Origin of the sequence: Cedecea lapagei (genome assembly GCF_900635955.1) — a bacterium.
GTDB classification, from domain to species: Bacteria; Pseudomonadota; Gammaproteobacteria; order Enterobacterales; family Enterobacteriaceae; genus Cedecea; species Cedecea lapagei.
Genome location: NZ_LR134201.1, coordinates 99127 through 124429 on the forward strand (window position 1 = coordinate 99127; position 25303 = coordinate 124429).

General features: G+C 55.8%; 25 protein-coding genes. 20 read left to right on the forward strand and 5 right to left on the reverse strand.

The genetic code is table 11. From position 1 onward, the window contains the following. Positions 1 to 99: 99 nt before the first annotated feature. The 4 genes from EL098_RS00490 (at position 100) to EL098_RS00500 (ending at position 3805) form a co-directional block, all read left to right on the forward strand. Positions 100 to 1146 carry a LacI family DNA-binding transcriptional regulator gene (locus EL098_RS00490; RefSeq protein ID WP_126354206.1) on the forward strand — a complete coding sequence of 349 codons (1047 nt, stop codon included), beginning with the start codon at positions 100 to 102 and terminating at the stop codon, positions 1144 to 1146. A 162-nt stretch (positions 1147 to 1308) separates the two neighbouring features. Then, a complete protein-coding gene (locus EL098_RS23335; RefSeq protein ID WP_232012282.1) occupies positions 1309 to 1971 on the forward strand; it encodes an SIS domain-containing protein in 663 nt (220 codons plus the stop codon). An 8-nt stretch (positions 1972 to 1979) separates the two neighbouring features. Then, positions 1980 to 2378: a phosphoheptose isomerase family protein gene (locus tag EL098_RS23340; protein WP_232012284.1), complete on the forward strand. Its 399-nt coding sequence runs from the start codon at positions 1980 to 1982 to the stop codon at positions 2376 to 2378. A gap of 56 nt (positions 2379 to 2434) precedes the next feature. Beyond that, positions 2435 to 3805, forward strand: coding sequence for a PTS transporter subunit EIIC (locus tag EL098_RS00500; RefSeq protein ID WP_232012286.1), 1371 nt, complete (start codon positions 2435 to 2437; stop codon positions 3803 to 3805). A 2-nt stretch (positions 3806 to 3807) separates the two neighbouring features. Here the strand turns inward: EL098_RS00500 and EL098_RS00505 are convergent, their stop codons facing one another. After that, entirely contained in the window at positions 3808 to 4434 is a 627-nt protein-coding gene (locus tag EL098_RS00505; protein WP_126354208.1) for a lysoplasmalogenase, read from the reverse strand. 121 nt (positions 4435 to 4555) lie between these two features. Between EL098_RS00505 and EL098_RS00510 the strand changes: the two genes are divergently transcribed. Then, a complete protein-coding gene (locus EL098_RS00510) occupies positions 4556 to 4927 on the forward strand; it encodes a DUF2500 domain-containing protein (protein ID WP_126354209.1) in 372 nt (123 codons plus the stop codon). Here EL098_RS00510 and EL098_RS00515 read toward each other — a convergent pair. Continuing rightward, a complete protein-coding gene (locus EL098_RS00515) occupies positions 4915 to 5190 on the reverse strand; it encodes a DUF1145 family protein (protein ID WP_126354210.1) in 276 nt (91 codons plus the stop codon). The two genes, EL098_RS00510 and EL098_RS00515, sit on opposite strands and share 13 nt — an antisense overlap. Then, a complete protein-coding gene (rsmD, locus tag EL098_RS00520; RefSeq protein ID WP_126354211.1) occupies positions 5190 to 5777 on the reverse strand; it encodes a 16S rRNA (guanine(966)-N(2))-methyltransferase in 588 nt (195 codons plus the stop codon). The genes EL098_RS00515 and rsmD overlap by 1 nt, the downstream gene beginning before the upstream one ends. 181 nt (positions 5778 to 5958) lie before the next feature. Here rsmD and ftsY point away from each other — a divergent pair, with 181 nt between their 5' ends. From ftsY to rpoH, 4 genes are all read left to right on the forward strand, one after another. After that, entirely contained in the window at positions 5959 to 7545 is a 1587-nt protein-coding gene (ftsY, locus tag EL098_RS00525) for a signal recognition particle-docking protein FtsY (RefSeq protein WP_126354212.1), read from the forward strand. Between the two features lie 2 nt (positions 7546 to 7547). Next, positions 7548 to 8216: a cell division ATP-binding protein FtsE gene (ftsE, locus tag EL098_RS00530; RefSeq protein ID WP_126354213.1), complete on the forward strand. Its 669-nt coding sequence runs from the start codon at positions 7548 to 7550 to the stop codon at positions 8214 to 8216. Next, positions 8209 to 9264, forward strand: a complete 1056-nt coding sequence (gene ftsX / locus EL098_RS00535; protein ID WP_126354214.1) for a permease-like cell division protein FtsX — start codon at positions 8209 to 8211, stop codon at positions 9262 to 9264. Before ftsE ends, ftsX begins: the two co-directional genes overlap by 8 nt. Positions 9265 to 9521: 257 nt before the next feature. Continuing rightward, positions 9522 to 10376 carry an RNA polymerase sigma factor RpoH gene (gene rpoH / locus EL098_RS00540; RefSeq protein ID WP_016538584.1) on the forward strand — a complete coding sequence of 285 codons (855 nt, stop codon included), beginning with the start codon at positions 9522 to 9524 and terminating at the stop codon, positions 10374 to 10376. Positions 10377 to 10412: 36 nt separating this feature from the next. Here the strand turns inward: rpoH and pdxR are convergent, their stop codons facing one another. Beyond that, on the reverse strand, positions 10413 to 11903 hold the full coding sequence (pdxR, locus tag EL098_RS00545) for a MocR-like pyridoxine biosynthesis transcription factor PdxR (protein ID WP_126354215.1): 1491 nt from the start codon (positions 11901 to 11903) through the stop codon (positions 10413 to 10415). A 118-nt stretch (positions 11904 to 12021) separates the two neighbouring features. Between pdxR and EL098_RS00550 the strand changes: the two genes are divergently transcribed. The 3 genes from EL098_RS00550 (at position 12022) to EL098_RS00565 (ending at position 16026) form a co-directional block, all read left to right on the forward strand. Continuing rightward, entirely contained in the window at positions 12022 to 13287 is a 1266-nt protein-coding gene (locus EL098_RS00550) for a 4-aminobutyrate--2-oxoglutarate transaminase (protein WP_126354216.1), read from the forward strand. Between the two features lie 132 nt (positions 13288 to 13419). Further along, on the forward strand, positions 13420 to 14664 hold the full coding sequence (locus EL098_RS00560) for an aromatic amino acid transport family protein (RefSeq protein WP_126354218.1): 1245 nt from the start codon (positions 13420 to 13422) through the stop codon (positions 14662 to 14664). A 258-nt stretch (positions 14665 to 14922) separates the two neighbouring features. Beyond that, the gene (locus EL098_RS00565) at positions 14923 to 16026 is read left to right on the forward strand and encodes a branched-chain amino acid ABC transporter substrate-binding protein (RefSeq protein ID WP_164716751.1); all 1104 of its coding nucleotides are present in this window, start codon (positions 14923 to 14925) and stop codon (positions 16024 to 16026) included. A 217-nt stretch (positions 16027 to 16243) separates the two neighbouring features. On the opposite strand, the gene panM is transcribed toward EL098_RS00565, so the two are convergent. After that, positions 16244 to 16624: an aspartate 1-decarboxylase autocleavage activator PanM gene (gene panM, locus EL098_RS00570; protein ID WP_126354220.1), complete on the reverse strand. Its 381-nt coding sequence runs from the start codon at positions 16622 to 16624 to the stop codon at positions 16244 to 16246. Positions 16625 to 17022: 398 nt separating this feature from the next. Here panM and livK point away from each other — a divergent pair, with 398 nt between their 5' ends. The 8 genes from livK to ugpE all read left to right on the forward strand — a co-directional run bounded on the left by livK (position 17023) and on the right by ugpE (position 25294). Then, positions 17023 to 18132 (forward strand): high-affinity branched-chain amino acid ABC transporter substrate-binding protein LivK, encoded by a 1110-nt coding sequence (gene livK / locus EL098_RS00575; protein WP_126354221.1) that lies wholly within the window; start codon positions 17023 to 17025, stop codon positions 18130 to 18132. 62 nt (positions 18133 to 18194) lie between these two features. Then, positions 18195 to 19121, forward strand: coding sequence for a high-affinity branched-chain amino acid ABC transporter permease LivH (livH, locus tag EL098_RS00580; RefSeq protein ID WP_008457946.1), 927 nt, complete (start codon positions 18195 to 18197; stop codon positions 19119 to 19121). Further along, a complete protein-coding gene (locus EL098_RS00585) occupies positions 19118 to 20395 on the forward strand; it encodes a high-affinity branched-chain amino acid ABC transporter permease LivM (RefSeq protein ID WP_126354222.1) in 1278 nt (425 codons plus the stop codon). The genes livH and EL098_RS00585 overlap by 4 nt, the downstream gene beginning before the upstream one ends. Further along, positions 20392 to 21159, forward strand: coding sequence for a high-affinity branched-chain amino acid ABC transporter ATP-binding protein LivG (gene livG, locus EL098_RS00590; RefSeq protein ID WP_126354223.1), 768 nt, complete (start codon positions 20392 to 20394; stop codon positions 21157 to 21159). The genes EL098_RS00585 and livG overlap by 4 nt, the downstream gene beginning before the upstream one ends. 1 nt (position 21160) lies before the next feature. After that, the gene (gene livF, locus EL098_RS00595) at positions 21161 to 21874 is read left to right on the forward strand and encodes a high-affinity branched-chain amino acid ABC transporter ATP-binding protein LivF (RefSeq protein ID WP_126354224.1); all 714 of its coding nucleotides are present in this window, start codon (positions 21161 to 21163) and stop codon (positions 21872 to 21874) included. Between the two features lie 300 nt (positions 21875 to 22174). After that, the gene (gene ugpB, locus EL098_RS00600) at positions 22175 to 23491 is read left to right on the forward strand and encodes a sn-glycerol-3-phosphate ABC transporter substrate-binding protein UgpB (RefSeq protein ID WP_126354225.1); all 1317 of its coding nucleotides are present in this window, start codon (positions 22175 to 22177) and stop codon (positions 23489 to 23491) included. Positions 23492 to 23564: 73 nt separating this feature from the next. Beyond that, on the forward strand, positions 23565 to 24452 hold the full coding sequence (gene ugpA / locus EL098_RS00605; RefSeq protein WP_126354226.1) for a sn-glycerol-3-phosphate ABC transporter permease UgpA: 888 nt from the start codon (positions 23565 to 23567) through the stop codon (positions 24450 to 24452). Next, positions 24449 to 25294 (forward strand): sn-glycerol-3-phosphate ABC transporter permease UgpE, encoded by an 846-nt coding sequence (gene ugpE / locus EL098_RS00610; RefSeq protein WP_126354227.1) that lies wholly within the window; start codon positions 24449 to 24451, stop codon positions 25292 to 25294. Before ugpA ends, ugpE begins: the two co-directional genes overlap by 4 nt. Positions 25295 to 25303 lie beyond the last annotated feature (9 nt).

The window sequence follows — 25303 nt, forward strand, 5'->3', positions numbered from 1 at the left end:
GATATTTCTGGCTGGCCGGCGGCAGTTTTCAGGATTGGCCTTTGCTTCCCCACGGCGCTTCCCCTAGTATTATCCGCAGGCCGGGATGAGAATGAATCGATGAAAAAACCACTGACAATCAAGGATATTGCGGAGCTGGCGCAGGTGTCTATCGCCACGGTCTCCCGGGTGCTGAACAATAACAGCTGGGTGGCGGACAAAACGCGTAGCCGGGTTGAAAAAGTGATTCAGGAGCATAACTTCAGCCCGAATCTGCTGGCGCGGGGGATGATTTCCAAGAAAACCCAGACGCTGGCGATTGTCGTTTCCGATATCAGTAACCCCTACTTTGTGATGCTGGTGGCGCAGATTGAGCATGAAAGTTTGCGGCTGGGCTACAAGGTCACGCTGTACGACACGCAATCGGCAAACAGAACCTCCCGCGAAGCACCGGTGGTGCCCGAAGAGCATATTTTTAATTCTATTACCGATAGCCAGATAGACGGGGTGATCATTCTCGGCGGTAATATCGACTACAACGACATTGCCGCGACTTATCTGCAGGAACTGAAAAAGCTGATCGCCACCGTGCCGGTCGTGGTGGTGGGGCGTAACCTGCCGGGCGTGGAATATGCCTGCGTTGAACGCGATCAGGCGGGATGTGTGCGCTTAGCCACTCGTCACCTGATTGAGAAAGGTTACCGGCGCATTGGTTTTATCGGCGGGTCAAAGAATGTATATATTACTCGCGAGCGCGAGGCGGTATTTCGGGCTGAGCTGGAAGCTGCGAAATTGCCGGTAGAAAATAGTTTTATTGTGCTGAATAACTTTTATTTACAGCATGGCTATGAGGCAATTGAAACGCTGATTTCAACGAATGCAAGCTTGCCGGATGCCATTGTGTCAATTAACGATCATGTCGCCAAAGGCGCGATCCGTGCGCTAAAAGATCACAATCTGTCTGTGCCAGATAATATCGCCATAGTGAGCTGTGAATATTTCCCTGGCAGCGAGTATTTTATTCCCCGCATTGCCACCGTTGACCACCAGAATGCTTTGATTGGCAAAGCGGTCATGACAAAGTTAATGGCTATTTTGAATGAAAATGCTGCCGGTATCGCAATCGAAAAAATACCTCTTACGCTATTGAACGGCGAATCCTGCTAGTTTTCAACGGCGCATCTCTTTTTCAGGCATCCGCCCGTTTCTCCTCTTCACGTTATTTTTTGATCTCGCTAACAGTTGCGCGATCTGGCGTTGACAAGCCTCGCCCGACTCCTCTAGCCTAAAACCTGAAAACGTTTTCAGGTTTTGATTACAGGAGAGCCGATGAAACCGACAATGATGACCTACATCCATGAAGAGCAGGCGACATTAAGCGCCATGCTGTCTCGCTATCCGTCCGATCTTCCGGTGCTCGGTGGGCAGAAAGAGTGGCTGGTGCTGGCCACGGGCTCCAGCATTAACGCGATCAATAGCGCGAAATACTACGTGGAAAATCTGGCGGACGTTCGTATCTCCGTCGAAGAGCCGTTCCACTTTCAGCATTACGAAAAATTCAGTGAAGCCACCGATCTGGTGATAGGCGTTTCCCAGAGCGGGGAAAGCACCTCGACCCTCAACGCGATTCAACATATTCGCCAGACTCACCCGGTCAAAACGCTGGGCATCACCAGCAAAGCCGAGAGCGAGCTTGCCCGCGCCGTGGACCACGTGATTGATATCGAGATCGGCGAGGAACGTGTGGGCTACGTCACCAAAGGGTACGTTGCTACGATCCTGAAATTTATGCTGCTGGGCGTGTTTGTCGCTCGCCGCAGCGGAAAGATCGACGCTGAACAGGAAGCGGCTGAGCTGCATAAGCTGGACGTGGCGGTGAAATCGATTCCGGGCGTGATTGCCGACACCGAAGCTTTCTTCACCAAATGGCAGGCCGAACTGGCCGCTTCCCCGCGCTTCACCTCAATTGGCTACGGCCGAGCGTCGGCGTGATCAAAGAGATGGAAACCAAGTTTGCCGAGACGATTCGCGTGCCGTCCCAGGGCGTTGAGCTGGAAGCGTTTATGCACGGGCCTTATTTCGAAGTGAATGGCAGCCACCGGATATTCTTTATTGATACGCCGGGCGTGGCTCGCGAGCGTTTATTACTGCTGAAAGCCTATGAACAAAAATATACCGACTACGTGTACACCATCAAATTAGGTGAGGACAACGATCCGCGCACGCTGGCGGTGAAAGCCAATATTGATGAGTTTATTGCCCCGCTGATCATAGTTATCCCTTTCCAGATATTGGCTCACCATATTGCCGAGGCAAAGGGCAATAATCTACCGCAGCGTATCTTTACCGATTTTGGCGTGTCCGTAAAAAGTAAAACGAAGCCAGGCGATTACGCCTGAGGCACAATGTTCCCTACACAATAATAACGTCCCTACCTTGCTACTGAGGAATGATTATGGCTACCTTCAGTCAACTTGCCCGACAGATAATTCAGCATGTCGGCGAGGCAGAAAATATAGAGCATCTTACCCACTGCGCAACCCGTCTGCGTTTTACTATCAAAGATAAAAGTAAGATTAATAAAGATGAGCTTTATAAGTTGCCAGAGGTAGTCAAACTGGTTGAAAACCCAGGGCAATTCCAGATTGTTATTGGGCCAAAAGTTGAAAAAGTCTTTCTGGCTATCACGGCGCAGATGGCAGAACCGTCCTCAGCAGAAGCCTCTGCGCCGCAGGGCTCGATGATTAACCGCCTGCTGGCCACGCTTTCCGCTATCTTCACGCCTTACATCGGCGTGCTGGCGGGCGTGGGGGTGGTGAAAGGGATTGTGGTGTTGCTGCAAACAATGAACCTGGTGGATACCCATTCGTATGTGTTCACCGTGTTCAATGCGCTTTCCAGCGGCGTTTTCGTCATGCTGCCGCTGTTTATCGCGGTAACGGCTGCGGAGCGCTTTAAGGCCAATAAATTTAGCGCCCTGGCGCTGACGGCGGCGATGATTTTCCCGCTGACGGATGCCAGCGTGCCCGGGGCCTTCCACGTTATGGGCCTGGCGCTGAACGTGAAAATCTACGGCGGGGCGGTGATCCCTGCGGTGTTTGCCGTGCTCTTCCTGAGCCACGTCGAACGCTGGCTGAAAAAGGTGATCCCGGAGATCGCCGCGCTGGTATTCGTGCCTTGTTTGTCGCTGATCGTCAGCGGCTTTGTGGTGTTCACCATGATTGGCCCGGTGGCTGACTATGTTGGCGTCGGCATCGCCAACGGCTATGCGTGGCTGTACAACCTCAGCCCGGTGATTTCCGGTGCGCTGTTAGCGGGGATTGGGCAGCTGTTCGTGGTGTTTGGCGTGCACTGGGGCATTATCCCGCTGGCGTTAATTAACATTCAGGTCAACGGCTACGACACCATTATGGCGATGTTTATGTCGGCGGTAATGGGGCAGTTTGGGGCGGTATTTGGTGCCATCTTTATTGCCCGTAACCTGAAAGATAAGCAGATTGCGATTTCCGCTTCGCTCTCCGCCTTCTTCGGCATTACCGAACCGGCGCTGTACGGCGTGAACCTGAAATACCGCATGTTATTTGTTTTCGGCTGCATTGGCGCAGCGCTGGGCGGCGGGATTACCGGCCTCTTGGGCGTGAAAACCTACAGCTTCCTGCCGGTGCTGAACGTGTTCGAGCTAGGGCTGTTTAGCGGGCCGGAATCGAAGATGATTTACGAGGTGATTGCTATCGCGGTGGCGTTTACGGTGCCTGCGGTGTTGACCATTATCTACGGCAAAACCCGCAGGCTGGAACCTGCCTCCCTGGTGGAAGACAGGCGTTAACCTCAGATATACAGGGCGCGAACGATCATAAAGTGCCCGGCAAAGTAGCAGGCGGCGGCAATGGCGCTGTCGCCTCTGAAACGATGCCTATAGTGGCTGACCAGCCAGACAATGTTGCCCAGCAGCAGCAGGCTGGCGCCCACAAATCCGGAGAAACTGGCATCCGTCGGGCGGAAGAAGTAGAGCTCTGCCGCCAGCCAGACCATTACCAGCGTCATACCGATAAACGTCAGGATCGGCACGCGCAGGGCTTCAAGCCGCGTCCAGATTGTGGCAATCAGCAGCGCACCAATAATCAGCAGGGCCAACGGCAGCGGCCAGAAGATAGCTAAGGTCATCTGGCTGGCAAAATAGATGGTATACAGCAGGTGTGAAAGGAAGAAGGCTCCCACGGCGTAGAGCAGGCGCTGAGTGGGCAGCAGCGTGAGCGCATCACCCACCAGCGTCGCCAGCAGGCCGGCGACAATCAGGTAGCCCGTGGCTTCAAACATCGGCGCTTGCCAGGCCAGCAGCAGCAGGAGCAGCAGGGTGACCGGTTTGAAAATCCAGCGCTGCCAGGTGGAGCCGCGCCAGGAAGCATCGATGTAAATCCAGGCTGATAACGCAACAGCAATAAATGACCAAAGCATGGCATATCCTTATTCTAATTGTTGGCGTAACAATATTCAGTCTAGTGGCTAAGCGGCGCAGATGACAACGCCGCAGCGCCAGGGTTATGCTGAAAAGTGTCTGACAATTCGAGAAAAAACTATGAGCAAGCCCCCAATATTCATTATCGCCATCGTGGTAGTCATCGTGGTGGCCGCCTCTTTCCGCTACCTGCAGCAGCGCCGCCAGAGCATCGAAAACGACGCGGCCCCGCTGAGCGTGAAAAAAGTGGTGGTGGCGACCAAGCGTGAAAAGCCGTCGAATGACCGACGCTCGCGCCAGCGGGAAGTAACGCCGCCGGAAGATTCAATACGCTATGAGGTTTGGTTTGCGCCCCAGAGCGGCGGAGTGGATATGAAGATGGTCGTGCAGGCGACGGAATATCATGCGGTAACGGTGGGAGATAAAGGCACGCTGAGCTATAAGGGGACGCGCTTTGTCAGCTTCGTCCCCGAAGAGACTCACTTGCCCTGACGCAGCTTTTTCTGCCAGACCAGCAGCTCAAACACGCCAAAGACAAAAATTTTAGCCTGCTCAAGGCGGCCAAGTGCCGGACCGTCTTTTGGCTGCGTGGCTTTCAGCAGGCTCAGCTGCAGGCCGTGCATAATCACCATAAAGATCAGCGCAACGTTAACAAAGATGTTCAGCGGGCGCGGATAAGGGTGGATCAGGTTAAAAATTAAAAAGCCCCAGACGCAAAACATCAGCAGGCGGCCAAAGTTAATCAGAACGGGCATTATGCGGCTCCTTGAGCTTCACGAATAAACAGACGATAAGCCACCTGACCGGCGACTTTTTCACGGTGTAACGCCCAGCTTGCAGGCACTATCGGCAGACCATTTTCCACTTCACTTTCCACATAGATCAGGGCCTCATCCGCCAGCCAGCCGTTTTTCTCCAGCAGGCTAAGCGTTTCATCCAGCAGCCCCTTACGGAACGGCGGATCGACAAAAACCACGTTATGCGGCGTGCCCGGCTGGGAGAGAACGCTAAGCGTATTGGCGTTGAGCACCTTACCGTTACTGGCTTTTAAGGTAGCCAGGTTCTTTTGCAACTGCTGGGAAACCGCGCGATCCATCTCTATCAGCGTGGCGCTGGCGGCGTAGCGAGAGAGCGCCTCCAGCCCCAGCGCACCGCTGCCGGCAAAGCAGTCGAGGCAGTGTGCATCCACCATCGACGGGGCCAGCCAGTTAAACAGCGTTTCGCGCACGCGATCCGTGGTAGGACGCAGGCCGGGGCTGTCGGGAACCGGAAGTTTTCGACCGCGCCATTGGCCGCCGATGATGCGGATCTGGCCGGAGCCAGCGGATTGGGGTTTCTTCATTGCTCTCACTGCGATGCTATTATTTCCGGCTATTCTAACGGCGCTCGCCCGGCCAGGAAACCTTAATCCACTGGCGTGATGCCGCGCCGGGAAAGTGATAGACTAACGCACTATTTTTTATGCCCGTGGCAAGCAGAATCGGGTCTGTGCCATGAGTTAACAGCGAGGAGTGTGGTCGCAAATGGCGAAAGAGAAAAAACGTGGCTTTTTTTCCTGGCTGGGATTTGGCCAGAAAGAGCAGCAGCCGGAAGCAGAAACAGAACAAAAAGTAACAGAAGAACAACCGGTTACTGAGCAATCCGCCGCGCAGGATGAGCCTCAGCAGCCTCAGGCTGCGGAGCAGGATAAGCTGGATTCAGTTAGTGAGCACTCACTGGAGGAGTCGGAAAAGTTTGCTGAGCAGGTCGTCGAGGTTAACGAGCAGCTCGCAGAACAGGCTGAAGAAAAGACGCTTGTCGCCGAGCCGGAAGTGGCCGCCGAGCCCGAGGTTGTGGTTGAGCCAGAACCTGTTGCGATTATCGAACCAGAGCCTGTTGTCGAACCGGAAGCTGCCGCTGAGCCAAAGGTGGCTGAAGAGCCGGAAGCCATCGAACAACCGGTGGCCGCCGTCGAGCACGAAACGCTGCCGCTGCCGGAAGAAGTAGTCGAAAGCGCGGAGCAGCCGGACGAATGGCAGGCCGAGCAGGACGAGATCGTCAACGAAGAGGTTATCGAAGCCGAAGCGCTGTTTGCGCATCAGGCCGCCGTTGAAGACGAGGCTGAAGCGGTCGCTGAAGAAGCCCCTGAAGAGGAAGCCGTTGAAGAAGCTGCCCCGGTCGCCGCGCAGCAAGAGCAGGAAAAGCCGACTAAAGAAGGCTTCTTTGCTCGCCTGAAGCGCAGCCTGGTGAAAACCAAACAAAATCTTGGTTCCGGATTTATCAGTCTGTTCCGCGGCAAAAAAATCGATGATGATTTGTTTGAAGAGCTGGAAGAGCAGCTGCTGATTGCCGACGTGGGGGTGGAAACCACACGTAAAATCATCACCAATCTTACCGAAGGCGCAAGCCGCAAGCAGCTTCGTGACGCGGAAGCACTTTACGGCCTGCTGAAAGAAGAGATGAGCGATATCCTCGCCAAAGTGGATGAGCCGCTGAATATTGAAGGCAAAACGCCGTTTGTTATTCTGATGGTTGGCGTGAACGGCGTGGGTAAAACCACCACCATTGGCAAGCTGGCGCGTCAGTTCGAGCAGCAGGGCAAATCCGTGATGCTGGCGGCGGGTGATACCTTCCGTGCCGCGGCGGTTGAGCAGCTGCAGGTCTGGGGCCAGCGCAACAATATTCCGGTTGTGGCCCAGCATACTGGCGCGGACTCCGCCTCGGTGATTTTTGATGCTATTCAGGCGGCTAAAGCGCGTAATATCGACGTGTTAATCGCCGATACCGCAGGGCGCCTGCAGAACAAATCGCACCTGATGGAAGAGTTGAAGAAAATTGTCAGGGTAATGAAAAAGCTGGACGAGGATGCCCCGCATGAGGTTATGCTCACCCTCGACGCCAGCACCGGTCAGAATGCGATAAGCCAGGCTAAACTGTTCCACGAAGCGGTGGGGCTGACGGGCATCACCCTGACCAAACTGGATGGTACCGCCAAGGGTGGCGTAATCTTCTCTGTGGCAGACCAGTTCGGCATTCCGATTCGCTACATTGGCGTCGGCGAACAAATTTCTGATTTACGACCGTTTAATGCGGGCGACTTTATAGAGGCACTTTTTGCCCGAGAGGATTAACAATGATTCGCTTTGAACACGTCAGTAAAGCCTATCTCGGTGGGAGACAAGCGTTGCAGGGAGTCACCTTCCATATGCAACCGGGCGAGATGGCCTTTCTGACCGGCCATTCTGGCGCAGGGAAGAGTACTCTGCTCAAGCTTATCTGCGGTATCGAACGGCCAAGCGCCGGGAAGATTTTTTTCAGCGGCCACGATATCAGCCGCCTGAAGAGCCGTGAAGTGCCGTTCCTGCGTCGCCAGATTGGCATGATCTTCCAAGATCACCATCTGCTGATGGACAGAACCGTGTACGACAACGTGGCGATCCCGCTGATCATCGCGGGCGCCAGCGGCGAGGATATTCGCCGCCGCGTGTCTGCGGCACTGGATAAAGTCGGGCTGCTGGACAAAGCGAAGAACTTTCCTATTCAACTCTCAGGCGGTGAGCAGCAGCGCGTGGGCATCGCTCGCGCCGTGGTGAACAAACCTGCTGTGCTGCTGGCGGATGAACCGACCGGTAACCTTGATGATGCGCTGTCGGAAGGCATTCTGCGCCTGTTTGAAGAGTTTAACCGCGTGGGCGTGACGGTCCTGATGGCCACCCACGACATGGGGCTTATCTCGCGCCGTAACTATCGTATGTTAACGCTCAGCGACGGCCATTTGCATGGAGGCCTGGCAGGTGAATAAACACAGTGCGCTCAACCATATCAAGCGCTTCAGCAACAAGATGGACAAGATTAACCAGCTGAAAAAGCTGGGCGATCTTGGCCGCTCGGTGAAAAAGCGCGGCAAAGGACCTCAGTCCAAAAGCAAATCCCTTAAAGGCGGGGTGAATGAGCAGTTCCGCTACGCCTGGGAAGGCGCGCTGCAGGATCTGAAGAGCAAGCCGCTGGCGACTTTCCTGACGGTGATGGTGATCGCCATTTCCCTGACGCTGCCGAGCGTCTGCTATATGGTTTATAAGAACGTGAACCAGGCCGCGACCCAGTATTACCCGTCGCCGCAAATTACCGTTTATCTCGATAAGGCGCTGGACGACAACGCCGCCCAGCAGGTCGTGGGCGCTATTCAGGCCGAAGAGGGCGTGGATAAAGTCAACTACCTTTCCCGTGAGGAAGCGCTGGGCGAGTTCCGTAACTGGTCGGGCTTTGGCGGCGCGCTGGATATGCTGGAAGAGAACCCGCTGCCGGCGGTTGCGGTGGTTAACCCTAAGCTGGACTTCCAGAGCACGGATCATCTTAATACGCTGCGCGACCGCGTGGCGAAGATTCACGGCGTCGATGAAGTGCGTATGGATGACAGCTGGTTTGCCCGTCTCGCGGCGCTGACCGGACTCGTCGGGCGCGTGGCGGCGATGATCGGCATTTTGATGGTGGCGGCGGTGTTCCTGGTGATTGGTAACTCGGTGCGCCTGAGCATCTTTGCCCGCCGCGATACCATTAACGTGCAGAAACTGATCGGCGCTACCGATGGCTTTATTCTGCGTCCGTTCCTTTATGGCGGGGCGTTGCTTGGCTTCAGCGGGGCGTTTCTTTCGCTGATCCTGTCCGAGATTCTGGTGATGCGCCTCTCTTCGGCGGTGACGGAAGTGGCGCAGGTTTTCGGCACGAAGTTCGATATCAGCGGCCTGGGCTTTGACGAGTGCCTGCTGCTGCTGCTGGTCTCGTCGATGATTGGCTGGCTGGCAGCCTGGCTTGCCACTGTTCAACATTTACGCCGCTTTACGCCGGAGTAAAAAGTTTTTGATATACTCATTCCCTGCTACGATAACGTCGTCGGCAGGGAATGCGTTCTACACCGCTGTGCCCCTGCTATGCTGCAATAACCGTCACACTTTGTGTGTAATCTATTCACAGCTTTACATTGAACTTGTGGATAACATCACTGTCTGAGAGTACAGTGATAAGTACGGTTTGGCCCCTGACGTGTTGTCGGCGTGCCATCAGCCAGTCCAATGGCAGCCTGTACGTAAGTCTCTAAGAGAGGGTTTGAATGACCAAAGAAATGCAAAATTTAGCTTTAGCCCCTGTTGGTAACCTGGAGTCGTATATCCGGGCTGCGAACGCCTGGCCGATGTTAACGGCTGAGGAAGAGAAGGAGCTGGCTGAAAAGCTGCATTACCAGGGTAGTCTGGAAGCAGCGAAAAAGCTGATCCTGTCTCACCTGCGCTTTGTTGTTCATGTTGCGCGTAACTATTCCGGTTACGGCCTGCCGCAGGCAGACCTTATTCAGGAAGGCAACATTGGCCTGATGAAAGCAGTACGCCGTTTTAACCCGGAAGTGGGCGTTCGCCTGGTCTCCTTTGCGGTGCACTGGATCAAGGCCGAGATTCATGAATACGTGCTGCGTAACTGGCGTATCGTGAAGGTCGCGACCACCAAAGCACAGCGTAAGCTGTTCTTTAACCTGCGTAAAACCAAGCAGCGTCTGGGCTGGTTTAACCAGGATGAAGTCGAAATGGTGGCCAACGAGCTTGGCGTGTCCAGCAAAGACGTGCTTGAGATGGAATCACGCATGGCGGCGCAGGATATGACCTTCGACATGTCGAACGACGATGATTCCGACGGTCAGCCAATGGCGCCGGTGCTGTTCCTGCAGGATAAGTCCTCTAATTTTGCCGACGGCATTGAGGACGACAACTGGGAATCTCACGCCGCAGACAAACTGAGCGATGCGATGCAGGGTCTGGACGAGCGTAGCCAGCAGATTATCCGCGCACGCTGGTTAGATGAAGACAACAAGAGCACGCTGCAGGAACTTGCAGACCGCTATGGCGTTTCCGCCGAACGCGTTCGTCAGCTTGAAAAGAACGCGATGAAAAAACTGCGTGCCGCTATCGAAGCCTAACGCCGATACCGTACCACGCTCCAAGAACGCCCCACTTTATGCTGGGGCGTTTTGCTTTTTAGCCTCCGGCATACACTCCAGCAGTACCGCAAACGCCGCCTCCATTTCGCTCTCCGGCAGGCTGGCAAACCCCATCAATAAGCCTTTCTTACGCTGCCCGGTGAGGTAGTAACGCGACAGCGGCCGCACCAGGATATTACGGGCGTTGGCACGCTGCGCAATCGCCACATCATCGGTTTCATCCGGCAGGTTCAAAATCAGATGCAGCCCGGCGTTGTCGCTGAAGTCGGACAGCGCCTGCGGGCCGCAGTAGCGGGCGATAAGCTCGGTCAGGAAAGCGCGACGGCGGCCGTACAGCAGGCGCATGCGGCGAATATGGGCCGAATAGTGCCCGGCGGTAATAAACTCCGCCAGCGCCTGCTGGATAAGCGAATGGCCGCCTCGATACAGCTCCGCATGGGCGGTTTTCAAATCATTGACCAGCGGGCGCGGTAGCACCACGTAGCCGAGTCTCAGCCCTGGATAAAGCGTTTTGCTGAAGGTGCCGATGTACACCACCGGCGCCTCGGCCACCAGCCCCTGCAAAGCGGGGATTGGCTGGCCTGAAAAGCGAAATTCGCTGTCGTAATCATCTTCAATAATCCAGCTTCCGTGCTGGCGGGCAAGCGCCAGCAGACGCTGGCGGCGCTCCAGGCTCATCACCGCGCCCAGCGGGTACTGGTGAGAAGGCGTGACGAAGATTAAGCGTGGTGCCTCAGCGATTGCCTCCGGCGGGCAGAGGCCGTTGGCGTCGACGGCCAGCGGCGTGATCCGCACGTCATTCATCGTCAGGACGTGGCGAATGCCCCAGTAAGAAGGCTCCTCGATCCACGCCAGATCGCCCCTGTCGCACAGCATCCGGGTCACCAGATCGATAGCCTGGTGGATCCCTTCGGTGATCAGGATTTGGTCGACCTGGCAGTTTACGCCGCGTGAAACCCGCAGATAGTCGACCAGCGCATGCTGAAGCTCCGGCGTGCCGCCGTTGCAGCTATAGCTGAGGCGCTCCGGCTTAGGACGGCGGCTGATGCGCGCCTGGATTTTGCTGAACAACGGATGAGGGAAGGCGTTCACGTCCGGGACGCCGGGAATAAAGGCTCCCCACTGGCGCGGGCTGGCGCTGACCTGAGAAAGAAGATGCTGACCACGGCGGGAAATCGAAACCTCCGGGACAGGGTCTGCGCCGCTTTCGCCAATAGTGCTCGCCGAGGTGAAGCGATCCGGCAGCGTTTTTTCAACAAATGTTCCGCTGCCCTGGCGAGAGGCAACGTAGCCCTCGGTCATCAGTTGTTCATAAACTGTTAAAACCGTGTTGCGTGAAATGTTAAGTTCGCTGGCTAAGTCACGAGAGGCGGGCAGGCGGCCGTGCGGCGGCAGTGAACCATCCAGAATTGAGCGCCGTAGCGCGTTGTAAAGGCGCTTATGCAGCAGGATATCGCTCTCTTCCTGCAGCCTGACCAGAATCAAATCACCCACTAAATCTCGCAATTGGATCCCTCAGATAATCTGAATTGGTACTCGATTATAGAGCCAATACCTGTGTAAATAAACGACATTGTTTCTGATTTGTTGCGATAAAGTGACTGACATAACAGGAGAGACCAAGGTGAAAAGTGCAGAGCTGAATCAGCGTCGTTTACAGGCCACGCCTCGCGGCGTGGGCGTTATGTGTAGCTACTTTGCAGAGAAGGCTGAGAACGCCACCCTGTGGGATGTGGAGGGCAACGAAGTTATCGATTTTGCCGCCGGGATTGCGGTGCTGAACACCGGCCATCGCCATCCGAAGGTAATTGCCGCGGTAGAAAAACAGCTGCAGGCCTTTACCCATACCGCCTATCAGATTGTCCCCTATGAAAGCTACGTTTCGCTGGCAGAGCGCATCAACGAGCTGGCGCCCATCGATGGCCCGGCTAAGACGGCGTTCTTTACTACGGGTGCAGAAGCCGTTGAGAATGCTGTAAAAATTGCTCGTGCCTACACCAAACGTCCTGGCCTGATCACCTTCGGCGGTGGTTTCCATGGCCGTACCTTTATGACCATGGCGCTGACCGGCAAAGTGGCGCCTTACAAAATCGGTTTCGGCCCCTTCCCGGGCTCCGTTTACCACGCGGTTTACCCGAATGCCGCGCACGGCGTCACCACTGAAGATGCGTTGAAAAGCCTGGAGCGTATCTTTAAAGCGGATATCGCTGCCGATCAGGTTGCGGCCATCGTGCTGGAGCCGATTCAGGGCGAAGGCGGCTTTAACGTTGCGCCACCTGAATTTATGCAGGCGCTGCGCCAGCTGTGCGACACCCACGGCATTCTGCTGATTGCCGATGAAGTGCAGACCGGCTTCGCACGCACCGGCAAGCTGTTCGCCATGGAGTATTACGACGTTAAAGCCGACCTGATGACGATGGCGAAAAGCCTGGCCGGTGGTTTCCCGCTCTCCGGCGTTGTCGGCCGCGCTGAAGTGATGGATGCGCCTGCGCCCGGTGGCCTGGGCGGTACTTATGCGGGCAACCCGCTGGCGGTTGCTGCGGCTCATGCGGTGCTGGATGTTATTAAAGAAGAGCAGCTGTGCAAGCGCGCAACCCAGCTTGGCGAACATCTGAAAGAGGTGCTGAACCAGGCTCGTCACAGCTGCCCGGCCATTGTGGACGTGCGCGGGCAAGGTTCGATGGTGGCGGTGGAGTTTAACGATCCGCAGACCGGGAAGCCTTCACCGGAATTCACCCGAGAAGTTCAGCTAAAGGCTCAGGAGCAGGGGCTTTTGCTGCTTAGCTGCGGCGTTTACGGCAACGTTATTCGCTTCCTGTACCCGCTGACTATCCCCGATGCTCAGTTCACCAAAGCGCTGGCTATCCTGTCCCAGGTGCTTAAGAGCTGAAGTCCCGTAGTGTGAGGCGGCAGGGAGGCCGCTCATAACACAAGGTTTTGTTGCCCAGCGTGAAGTGGTTTATCACCCTGATATCCCCTGTTTTCCGGCGTTCATTGCCGCCGGAGTAATACGGAAAATATTATGTCTGAAAACTCCACCTTTTCTCCCGCCATCGCGCGTGGGGAGCGAACGGCTGTTCCCGGTAAATCCCTGAGCTTTGTTGAAGGCGTGTCGATGATCGTCGGCACTAACATTGGCGCAGGCGTGCTTTCCATCGCCTATGCGTCGAGCAAAGCGGGCTTCTGGCCGCTGCTTTTCTGGCTGGTGCTCGTGGGCAGCCTGACCACCGTGACAATGCTTTATGTCGCTGAATCCACCTTACGCACCCGGCAGCATTTGCAGCTCAGCGGGCTGTCGCTGCGCTACGTCGGGCGCTTTGGTGCGCTGATGATGTTCCTCTCTGTTTGCGTGAACAGCGTGGGCGCGCTGACCGCCTATATGACCGGCAGCGGCAAACTGCTGCACTCTTTGTTTGGTCTCTCCCCGGCGCTGGGCAGCGTGCTGTTTTTCATTCCGGCAGCGGGCGTGCTGTACATGGGCCTGAAGGCCATCGGACGCGGGGAAAAGTTTATCAGCATCGGCATGGTGGTGATGATCGCGGTGCTGGTTATCGCCACTCTGCTAAAAGAGACGACCAGCGTGGGCTACCTGCTGGAAGGTAACTGGCTTTATATGGTGCCGGTGTTCAACGTGGTGGTCTTCTGCTTCTCGGCACAGTACATCGTGCCGGAGATGGCGCGAGGTTTTGCCGACAAACCCGAAAAACTGCCCAAGGCGATTATTGTTGGCATGGTGGTGACCTTCTCGCTACTGGCGCTGGTGCCGATGTCGGTGATCATGCTGAACGGCCTGGACGATATCTCTGAGGTGGCGACTATTTCATGGGGGAAAGCACTGGGAGAGTGGGCTTTCTTCTCGGCCAACCTGTTTGCGCTCTGCGCCATGCTGACGTCTTACTGGGGGCTGGGCGGTAGCTTCCTGACCAATATCTTTGACCGCTTCCGTCTTGGCAGCGATGAGCTCCCCCTGAAACGTTTCCTGGTGCTGCTGGTGGTGGCGATCCCACCGTTTGTCCTGGCCTACAGCGGGCTGGTCTCTTTTGTGAATGCGCTCTATTTTGCCGGCGTGTTCAGCGGCGTGATTTTGTCGATTATGCCGATTCTGATGATCAAAGGCGCGCGCCGTAGCGGCGACGCCACTCCGGGCTGGACCTGTCCGGCGTTTATGACCCATCCGCTGATTCAGATCTTTATTGTGTTGCTTTACCTCTGCAGCGCCGTTTATGCGGTTGCTTCCGCTCTGGGATACCTGCCTGCGGGCTGGTGATTTCAACGCTTGCTCCCCCCGCGCATGGAGGCATTCCGGCGCGGTTATTTTTTTGTCATATTCCCGTTATCTATCCTTCAAATATGTCTTTCCAAATTATCGCAAATGACGCTATGTTTAGCATAGTGTGCTGCCGTAGCGCCGGCTGCTGCCCTTAAGTTAGCTATCATATGCTTTTCTTATACCTACAAACAGAATAATGCGCCAACAAACAACAACACAACAAATTCAATAACCATAACAATGGGGACTCTCAGGATGAAAATGACGGGTAAAGCTTTACTGGCAGGATGCATTGCACTGGCAATGAGCCACGCGGCGATGGCAAAAGATATTAAAATCGCGGTGGTAGGGGCAATGTCGGGGCCGGTAGCGCAATACGGCGATCAGGAATTCACCGGTGCCGAGCAGGCCGTTGCCGACATTAACGCCAAAGGCGGGATCAAAGGCGACAAGCTGGTTATCACGAAATATGACGACGCCTGTGACCCGAAACAAGCGGTAGCGGTAGCGAACAAAGTGGTGAACGACGGGATCAAGTACGTTATCGGCCACCTGTGCTCTTCTTCCACTCAGCCAGCGTCTGATATCTACGAAGACGAAGGTATTCTGATGATCACCCCGGCGGCGACCGCACCTGAGCTGACCGCGCGTGGCTATAAGCTGACCCTGCGTACTACCGGCCTGGACTCAGATCAGGGCCCAACCGCAGCGAAATACATTCTGGAGCACGTGAAGCCGCAGCGCATTGCCGTTATCCACGATAAGCAGCAGTATGGTGAAGGCCTGGCGCGTTCCGTACAGGACGGCCTGAAAAAAGGCGGCGCTAACGTAGTGTTTTTTGACGGCATCACCGCCGGTGAGAAAGACTTCTCTACGCTGGTTGCGCGCCTGAAGAAAGAAAACATCGACTTCGTTTACTACGGCGGCTACCACCCGGAAATGGGGCAGATCCTGCGCCAGTCCCGCGCCGCTGGCCTGAAAACCCAGTTCATGGGGCCGGAAGGCGTGGCGAACGTTTCTCTGTCTAACATCGCCGGTGACTCTGCTGAAGGCCTGCTGGTGACCAAACCGAAGAACTACGACCAGGTTCCTGCCAACAAACCGGTTGTAGACGCCATCAAAGCGAAGAAACAGGATCCAAGCGGCGCCTTCGTCTGGACAACCTACGCGGCACTGCAGTCGCTGGCTGCTGGCCTGAACCAGAGCGAAGACCCGGCTGCAATCTCTAAGTACCTGAAAGGGGCAACCGTGGATACCGTGATGGGGCCGCTGTCCTGGGATCAGAAGGGCGACCTGAAAGGCTTTGAGTTCGGCGTGTTCACCTGGCATGCCAACGGCACGGCCACCGACGCAAAATAAACAGCAAACGGCAACCTCAGGTTGCCGTTTTAGTGTTTACTCCCTCTCCCTGTGGGAGAGGGGCGGGGTGAGGGTTCTGGCAAACGACGCGGATATTTAGTGTTTACTCCCTCTCCCTGTGGGAGAGGGACGGGGTGAGGGTAAACAAGCAGCGACGTTGTGGATGAGGGAAAAGCCGTACCTTCACAGGGCGTCTTATCTGCAGCAAGGATGCGACTTACTTCTCCCAGCCGCCGCTCTGCTCGCGGAATCCTGAAGCCTGCATAAACGCCGTCATCACCTCATGGTCTTCCACGCCGACATCCGCCAGCCACCAGTGGGTTATCGCTGGGTTATCCCGCATCACCTCTTCCAGTAAATACTGACCTACGCCACGGCGGCGGGTAATTTCACGCACCCGCAGCGAATCCAGCGCCCCCTGCGTACCGGTCAACGTTACTCTCACTGCGGCCAACAGACGATCGTTAAATTTTGCCGCGTAGATCCTTTCTCTGTCGCTGAGCATGAGTGAACCGCTGGAATACTCCGGCCAGATCTTACCGAGGTCAATTTTATCCTGAGCGCTAAACTCAAACAGACGAATGATAGTGAGTTTCATAAGTGACCTGATTAAAAAGCGGGAAAACTTCGAGTGTAACCAATTTTTTTGCCTCAGACGCTTTATCTTTTTTATCCCGCTCAGCAGTTGATTACTTTTTGTCGTCATGCCAAGCCAGCCTTTAAAGCGGTAGATTGAATCTTGGCCAGGATAAAGCACTAAAATCCAGTGAATTATTCGGCTCTTTGTACCGCTATTTTATGCTGGTTTTGGTGCTTTTTTTTGTTTAACTATGGCGAAATACAGAATATTATCTCTACTTAATCGCCTGAAAAATAGAGAGTTTAGTGGGATAAAATGTAAATTTTACCGCTAACTCCTTAAAGGCACTGATAAAAATAGCCATTGATTATAAAAAGTACTGCGTGCTTTTTGACCAAATTATGGGGATGGAACGAATGAAGATGAACGCGAAGACATTACTGGCCGGGTTGGTTGCGTTGGCCGTGTCTCACGCGGCAACCGCTGGAGACATTAAAGTGGCCGTTGTCGGGGCAATGTCTGGCCCGGTAGCACAGTGGGGCGATATGGAATTTAACGGCGCTCGCCAGGCCATCAAGGACATCAACGCCAAAGGCGGGATCAAAGGCGATAAGCTGGTTGGCGTTGAATATGACGACGCGTGCGATCCTAAACAAGCCGTAGCGGTTGCCAACAAAATCGTAAACGACGGCGTGAAGTACGTTATCGGCCACCTTTGCTCATCGTCCACCCAGCCGGCCTCCGACATCTATGAAGATGAAGGCATTCTGATGATCACCCCGGGCGCAACTAACCCTGAGCTGACCCAGCGCGGCTACGGCATGATTATGCGTACTGCCGGCCTGGACTCTTCCCAGGGGCCAACGGCTTCCAAATTTATCCTGGAACACGTGAAGCCGCAGCGCATCGCTATCATTCACGATAAGCAGCAGTATGGCGAAGGTCTGGCGCGCTCCGTGCAGGACGGCCTGAAAAAAGGCGGCGCGAATATTGTGTTCTTCGACGGTATCACCGCCGGTGACAAAGACTTTTCCACCCTGGTAGCACGCCTGCAGAAAGAAAACATCGACTTCGTGTATTACGGCGGTTACTACCCTGAAATGGGGCAGATCCTGCGCCAGGCACGCGCGGTAGGCCTGAAAACCCAGTTTATGGGTCCGGAAGGCGTGGGTAACGCTTCCCTGTCCAACATTGCTGGCCCTGCTGGCGAAGGGATGCTGGTGACCATGCCTAAGCGCTATGACCAGGATCCTGCCAACAAGGCCGTTGTGGAAGAACTCAAAGCGGCGAAGAAAGACCCAAGCGGCCCGTACGTCTGGATCACCTACGCTGCCGTGCAGTCTCTGGCAACTGCTATGGAGCGCTCCGGCAGCAAAGATCCTGCTGCGCTGGTGAAAGATTTAAAAGCACACGGTGCGAACACCGTTATTGGGCCGCTGAACTGGGATGAGAAAGGCGATCTGAAAGGATTTGAGTTTGGTGTCTTCCAGTGGCACGCCGATGGGTCGTCCTCCGTGGCGAAATAAGGCGAAGGCTGAATAGTCATCCCACCCCCGGCCTATGCTGGGGGTTTTTAAAAGGTTAAGTTATGTCCGAGCAGTTTCTCTACTTCCTGCAGCAGATGTTTAACGGCGTCACGCTGGGCAGTACCTATGCGCTGATCGCCATCGGCTATACGATGGTGTACGGCATTATCGGCATGATCAACTTCGCCCACGGCGAAGTGTATATGATCGGCAGCTACGTCTCTTTCATGATCATCGCCGCGCTAATGATGCTCGGAATTGATGTGGGCTGGATGCTCGTCGGTGCAGGTTTTATCGGCGCCATTATCATCGCCAGCGCCTATGGCTGGAGCATTGAGCGCGTCGCCTACAAGCCGGTGCGTAATTCCAAGCGCCTGATCGCGCTGATTTCCGCCATCGGGATGTCCATCTTCCTGCAAAACTACGTCAGCCTGACTGAAGGTTCGCGCGACATTGCGCTGCCAAGCCTCTTTAACGGCCAGTGGATTGTGGGGGCGAGCGATAACTTCACCGCCACCATCACCACCATGCAGCTGGTTATCTGGGTGGTGACCTTCCTCGCCATGCTGGCGCTGACGTTGTTCATTCGCTATTCCCGCATGGGGCGCGCCTGCCGCGCCTGTGCTGAAGACCTGAAAATGGCCAGCCTGCTGGGTATTAACACCGACCGCGTTATCTCCCTGACCTTCGTCATTGGGGCGGCAATGGCGGCGGTGGCCGGCGTGCTGCTGGGCCAGTTCTACGGCGTTATCAACCCTTACATCGGCTTTATGGCGGGCATGAAGGCCTTTACCGCTGCGGTCCTTGGCGGCATCGGCAGTATTCCTGGCGCGATGATTGGCGGCCTGATCCTCGGCGTTGCCGAAGCGCTGACCTCTGCCTATCTGAGCACTGAATATAAAGACGTCGTCTCCTTCGCGCTGCTGATTGTGGTGCTGCTGGTGATGCCTACCGGGATCCTGGGGCGTCCGGAGGTTGAGAAAGTATGAAACCGATGCACTTTGTTTTTTCGCTGCTCTCGGCAGCTATGTTCTTTGTTTTAGCATCGGTATTTATGGGCGTTCAGCTGAGCCTGGACGGCACCAAACTGGTGGTCAACAGCGCGCCTTCCGTGCGCTGGGAATGGGTCTTTATCGGCACCGCTGCGGTGCTGGTGTTCCAGCTGCTGCGCCCGCTGTTCCAGAAGGGCATGAAGAAAGTCTCCGGGCCGAAGTTTGTGCTGCCGGCGCTGGATGGCTCAACGGTTAAGCAGAAGCTGTTCCTGGTGGCGCTGCTGGTAGCCGCCGTGGCGTGGCCGTTCCTGGTTTCACGCGGCACCGTAGACATTGCTACGTTAACCATGATTTACATCATCCTCGGGCTGGGGCTGAACGTGGTGGTCGGGCTGTCTGGCCTGCTGGTACTGGGCTACGGCGGTTTCTACGCTATCGGGGCCTACACCTTTGCGCTGCTGAACCACTATTACGGCCTGGGCTTCTGGACCTGCCTGCCGCTGGCGGGCCTGGTCGCCGCCGCTGCCGGTTTCCTGCTGGGCTTCCCGGTGCTGCGCCTGCGCGGTGATTATCTGGCGATTGTGACCCTGGGCTTCGGTGAAATCGTCCGTATCCTGCTGCTGAACAATACCGAGATTACCGGCGGTCCGAACGGCATCAGCCAGATCCCAAAGCCGACCTTCTTCGGTCTGGAATTTAGCCGCACCGCCCGTGAAGGTGGCTGGGATACCTTCAGCAACTTCTTCAACGTGGCTTACGATCCGAGCGACAGGGTTATCTTCCTTTACCTGGTGGCGCTGCTGCTTGTTGTTCTGTCGCTGTTTGTCATTAACCGCCTGCTGCGTATGCCGCTGGGCCGTGCCTGGGAAGCGCTGCGCGAAGATGAAATCGCCTGTCGCTCTCTGGGCCTGAACCCAACCCGCATCAAGCTGACCGCGTTCACCATCAGCGCTGCGTTTGCAGGCTTTGCCGGAACGCTGTTTGCCGCACGTCAGGGCTTTGTCAGCCCGGAATCTTTCACCTTCGCCGAGTCGGCGTTTGTGCTGGCAATTGTGGTGCTGGGCGGGATGGGCTCGCAGTTCGCGGTGATACTGGCTGCTATCCTGCTGGTTGTCTCCCGCGAGCTGATGCGTGACCTGAACGAGTACAGCATGCTGGTGCTCGGCGGCCTGATGGTGCTGATGATGATTTGGCGTCCACAAGGTCTGCTGCCGATGACGCGTCCGCATCTGAAGTTGAAGAAAGAGCAAGTAAAAGGAGAGCAGGCATGAGTCAGCCATTGTTATCCGTAAGCGGTCTGATGATGCGTTTCGGCGGCCTGCTCGCCGTCAACAATGTCTCGCTCGAGCTTAAGGCGCAGGAAATTGTTTCGCTTATCGGCCCGAACGGCGCCGGTAAAACCACGGTATTCAACTGCCTGACCGGCTTCTATAAGCCGACCGGCGGCACCATTATGCTGCGCGACCAGCACCTTGAAGGCCTGCCGGGCCAGCAGATTGCGCGCATGGGCGTGGTGCGTACCTTCCAGCACGTTCGCCTGTTCCGTGAAATGACGGTGATTGAAAACCTGCTTGTCGCTCAGCATCAGCAGCTGAAAACCGGCGTTTTCTCCGGGCTGCTGAAGACTCCGGGCTTCCGTCGCGCCCAGAGCGAAGCGCTGGACAGAGCGGCAACCTGGCTCGAGCGTATTGGGCTGCTGGAGCACGCCAACCGCCAGGCGAGCAACCTCGCCTACGGTGACCAGCGTCGCCTCGAAATTGCTCGCTGCATGGTAACCCAGCCGGAAATTCTGATGCTGGACGAACCTGCTGCCGGCCTTAACCCGAAAGAAACCCATGAGCTGGATGAGCTGATCATGGAGCTGCGTAATCATCACAACACCACGGTGTTGCTGATTGAGCACGACATGAAGCTGGTCATGGGCATTTCCGATCGTATCTACGTGGTTAACCAGGGAACGCCGTTAGCGAACGGCACGCCGGAGCAAATCCGCAACAACCCTGATGTGATCCGCGCTTATCTGGGTGAGGCTTAAGATGGAAAATGTAATGCTGTCGTTTGACAACGTAAGCGCCCACTACGGAAAGATTCAGGCGCTGCACGATGTCAGTCTTCATATTAAACAAGGCGAAATTGTTACGCTTATCGGCGCTAACGGCGCGGGCAAAACCACGCTGCTCGGGACGCTGTGCGGTGACCCACGGGCAACCAGCGGCCGTATCGTGTTTGATGGCAAAGATATTACAGACTGGCACACCGCGCGCATCATGCGTGAGGCCGTGGCGATTGTGCCGGAAGGGCGCCGCGTTTTCTCCAGAATGACGGTGGAAGAGAACCTGGCGATGGGCGGTTTTTTTGCCGAGCGAGACCAGTTCCAGGACCGCATTAAGCGCGTCTACGATCTATTCCCGCGCCTGCATGAGCGCCGCATTCAGCGTGCGGGCACCATGTCAGGCGGTGAGCAGCAGATGCTGGCGATTGGCCGCGCGTTAATGAGCCAGCCGCGTTTGTTACTGTTAGATGAACCGTCACTGGGCCTGGCGCCGATCATCATCCAGCAAATCTTTGACACCATTGAGCAGCTGCGCAGCGAAGGGATGACCATCTTCCTCGTCGAGCAGAACGCTAATCAGGCGCTGAAGCTGGCCGACCGTGGCTATGTGCTGGAAAACGGCCACGTGGTGCTGGAAGATACCGGCGATGCGCTGCTGGCGAACGAAGCGGTGCGAAGTGCCTATTTAGGCGGCTAATAAATGCAAAACGGCAACCTCGGTTGCCGTTTTTTTTGTTTGCACCCTCTCCCTGTGGGAGAGGGCCGGGGTGAGGGCATCAGGCCACTCAGTTTTGTTTGCACCCTCTCCCTGTGGGAGAGGGCTGGGGTGAGGGAGAAAGGAAATATATCTCCCGTCGACGACGAAACATTTCATTCACCCCGCTGTAACCATTCTGTCATCCAGCCGTTATTTTTCTGTCATTCGAGCGTGTCATGTTACCTCGCGAGCACAAAACGCGTGATTTCGCGCATCCGGCACAACAAGAGAGATACCCGAATGACATCGTTACGACACACAGCTTTAGCGCTGACGCTTGGTCTGGCATTTGCCTCCCAGGCGATGGCCGTTACTACCATTCCTTTCTGGCATTCAATGGACGGGGAACTGGGTAAAGAAGTCGATTCTCTGGCAAACCGTTTCAACGAAACGCATCCCGATTATAAAATTGTGCCGGTTTATAAAGGCAACTACGAACAGAGCCTGGCGGCAGGCATCGCGGCATACCGTTCCGGTAACGCACCTGCCATCCTGCAGGTGTATGAAGTCGGCACCGCGACCATGATGGCCTCCAAAGCGATCAAGCCGGTCTACGAAGTGTTTAAAGATGCGGGCATTAACTTCGACGAGTCTCAGTTTGTGCCGACCGTTGCCGGTTACTACACCGATTCCAAAACGGGCCACCTGCTGTCCCAGCCATTCAACAGCTCCACCCCGGTGCTGTACTACAACAAAGATGCTTTCAAGAAAGCCGGTCTGAACCCGGATCAGCCACCTAAAACCTGGCAGGATGTGGCTGACTACAGCGCTAAGCTGCGCGCAGCGGGCATGAAGTGCGGCTACGCCAGCGGCTGGCAGGGTTGGATCCAGCTGGAAAACTTCAGCGCCTGGCACGGCCTGCCGTTTGCGACTAAAAACAACGGCTTTGACGGCACTGACGCGGTTCTTGAGTTCAACAAGCCAGAGCAGGTGAAACATATTGCCCTGCTGGAAGCGATGAACAAGAAAGGCGACTTCACCTATTACGGTCGTAAAGACGAGTCCACCGAGAAGTTCTACAACGGCGACTGCGCGATTACTACCGCCTCTTCCGGCTCCCTGGCTGACATCCGTCAGTACGCGAAATTCAACTACGGCGTAGGCATGATGCCTTACGACGCAGACGTGAAGGGCGCACCACAGAACGCCATCATCGGCGGTGCAAGCCTGTGGGTTATGCAGGGCAAAGACAAGCCAACCTATACCGGCGTTGCTGAGTTCATGCAGTTCCTGGCTAAGCCAGAAATCGCTGCGGAATGGCACCAGAAAACCGGCTACCTGCCGATCACCACCGCCGCTTACGACCTGACCCGTAAAGAAGGCTTCTACGACAAAAACCCGGGTGCGGATACCGCGACTCGTCAGATGCTGAACAAGCCACCGTTGCCGTTCACCAAAGGCCTGCGTCTGGGCAATATGCCGCAGATCCGTACCGTGGTTGACGAAGAGCTGGAGTCTGTCTGGACCGGTAAGAAAACGCCTCAGCAGGCGCTGGACGCCTCCGTTGAGCGTGGTAACCAGCTGCTGCGCCGCTTCGAGCAGTCTACCAAGTCGTAAGTTCTACCCTTACCCTCTCCCTGAAAGGGAGAGGGTAAAGCACCGCCTGTAATAACATTAACCGAGTAACCCTATGTCATCATCTCGCCCGGTGTTCCGTTCAAGTTGGCTACCCTATGCGCTGGTCCTGCCGCAGCTGATCATCACCGTTATTTTCTTTATCTGGCCGGCGGGCGAAGCCCTCTGGTACTCGCTGCAAAACCTTGACCCGTTTGGTCTCTCCAGCCACTTTGTTGGCCTGGATAACTTTGTGCAGCTGTTCCACGATAGCTACTATCTGGACTCTTTCTACACCACCATGATCTTCAGTGGCCTGGTGGCAGGCTGCGGCCTGCTGGCGTCGCTGTTTTTTGCCGCTCTGGTCGATTATGTGGTGCGCGGCAGCCGTCTTTATCAGACGCTGATGCTGCTGCCCTACGCCGTAGCGCCCGCCATTGCCGCGGTGCTGTGGATTTTCCTGTTTAACCCAGGGCGCGGATTGATTACCCACGTGCTGGAAGAGTTTGGCTATAACTGGAACCACGCGCAGAACAGCGGCCAGGCGATGTTCCTGGTGGTGTTTGCCTCCGTGTGGAAGCAGATCAGCTACAACTTCCTGTTCTTCTTCGCCGCCCTGCAGTCGATTCCGCGCTCGCTGGTGGAAGCCGCAGCCATTGACGGAGCCGGCCCCGTGCGCCGCTTCTTCTTTATCTCGCTGCCGCTTATCGCCCCGGTGAGCTTCTTCCTGCTGGTGGTGAATCTGGTGTATGCCTTCTTCGACACCTTCCCGGTGATTGACGCGGCAACCGGCGGTGGTCCGGTGCAGGCGACGACCACGCTTATCTACAAGATTTATCGCGAAGGGTTTGCCGGGCTGGATCTCTCTTCCTCGGCGGCGCAATCGGTGGTGCTGATGCTGCTGGTGATTGTCCTGACGGTGGTTCAGTTCCGCTTCGTTGAACGTAAGGTGCGCTACCAATGATTGAGAACCGTCGCGGGCTGACTATCTTCAGCCACACCATGCTGATTCTGGGCATTATCGTCATCCTGTTCCCGCTGTACGTGGCGTTTGTCGCCGCGACGCTGGACAACAAAGCCGTGTTCGATACGCCGATGACGCTGATCCCGGGTACCCATCTGTGGGAAAACATCAGCTACATCTGGACCAACGGCGTGGCGGTCAACAGCGCGCCATTTAGCCGCATGCTGTTTAACAGCACGGTGATGGCGCTGGTGATCACCATTGGCAAAATCGCCGTGTCGATGCTGTCGGCCTTCGCCATCGTCTGGTTCCGCTTCCCGCTGCGTAACCTGTTCTTCTGGATGATCTTTATCACCCTGATGCTGCCGGTCGAAGTACGTATTTTCCCCACGGTTGAGGTTATCTCTAACCTGAAAATGCTAGACAGCTACACCGGTCTGACGCTGCCGCTGATGGCTTCTGCCACGGCGACGTTCCTGTTTCGCCAGTTTTTCATGACGCTGCCAGACGAGCTGATGGAAGCGGCTCGCATCGACGGCGCCTCGCCGATGCGCTTTTTCTTCGACATCGTGCTGCCGCTGTCCAAAACCAACCTGGCGGCGCTGTTCGTGATCACCTTTATCTACGGCTGGAACCAGTATCTCTGGCCGCTGCTGATTATCACCGACGCTGACCTCGGCACCGCCGTGGCGGGGATCAAGGGCATGATTGCCAGCGGGGATGGCGTCACGCAGTGGAACCAGGTCATGGCAGCGATGCTGCTGACGCTTGTCCCACCGGTGGTTATCGTTTTAGTTATGCAGCGCGCCTTCGTGCGTGGTCTGGTTGATAGTGAGAAGTAGGAACCTTTC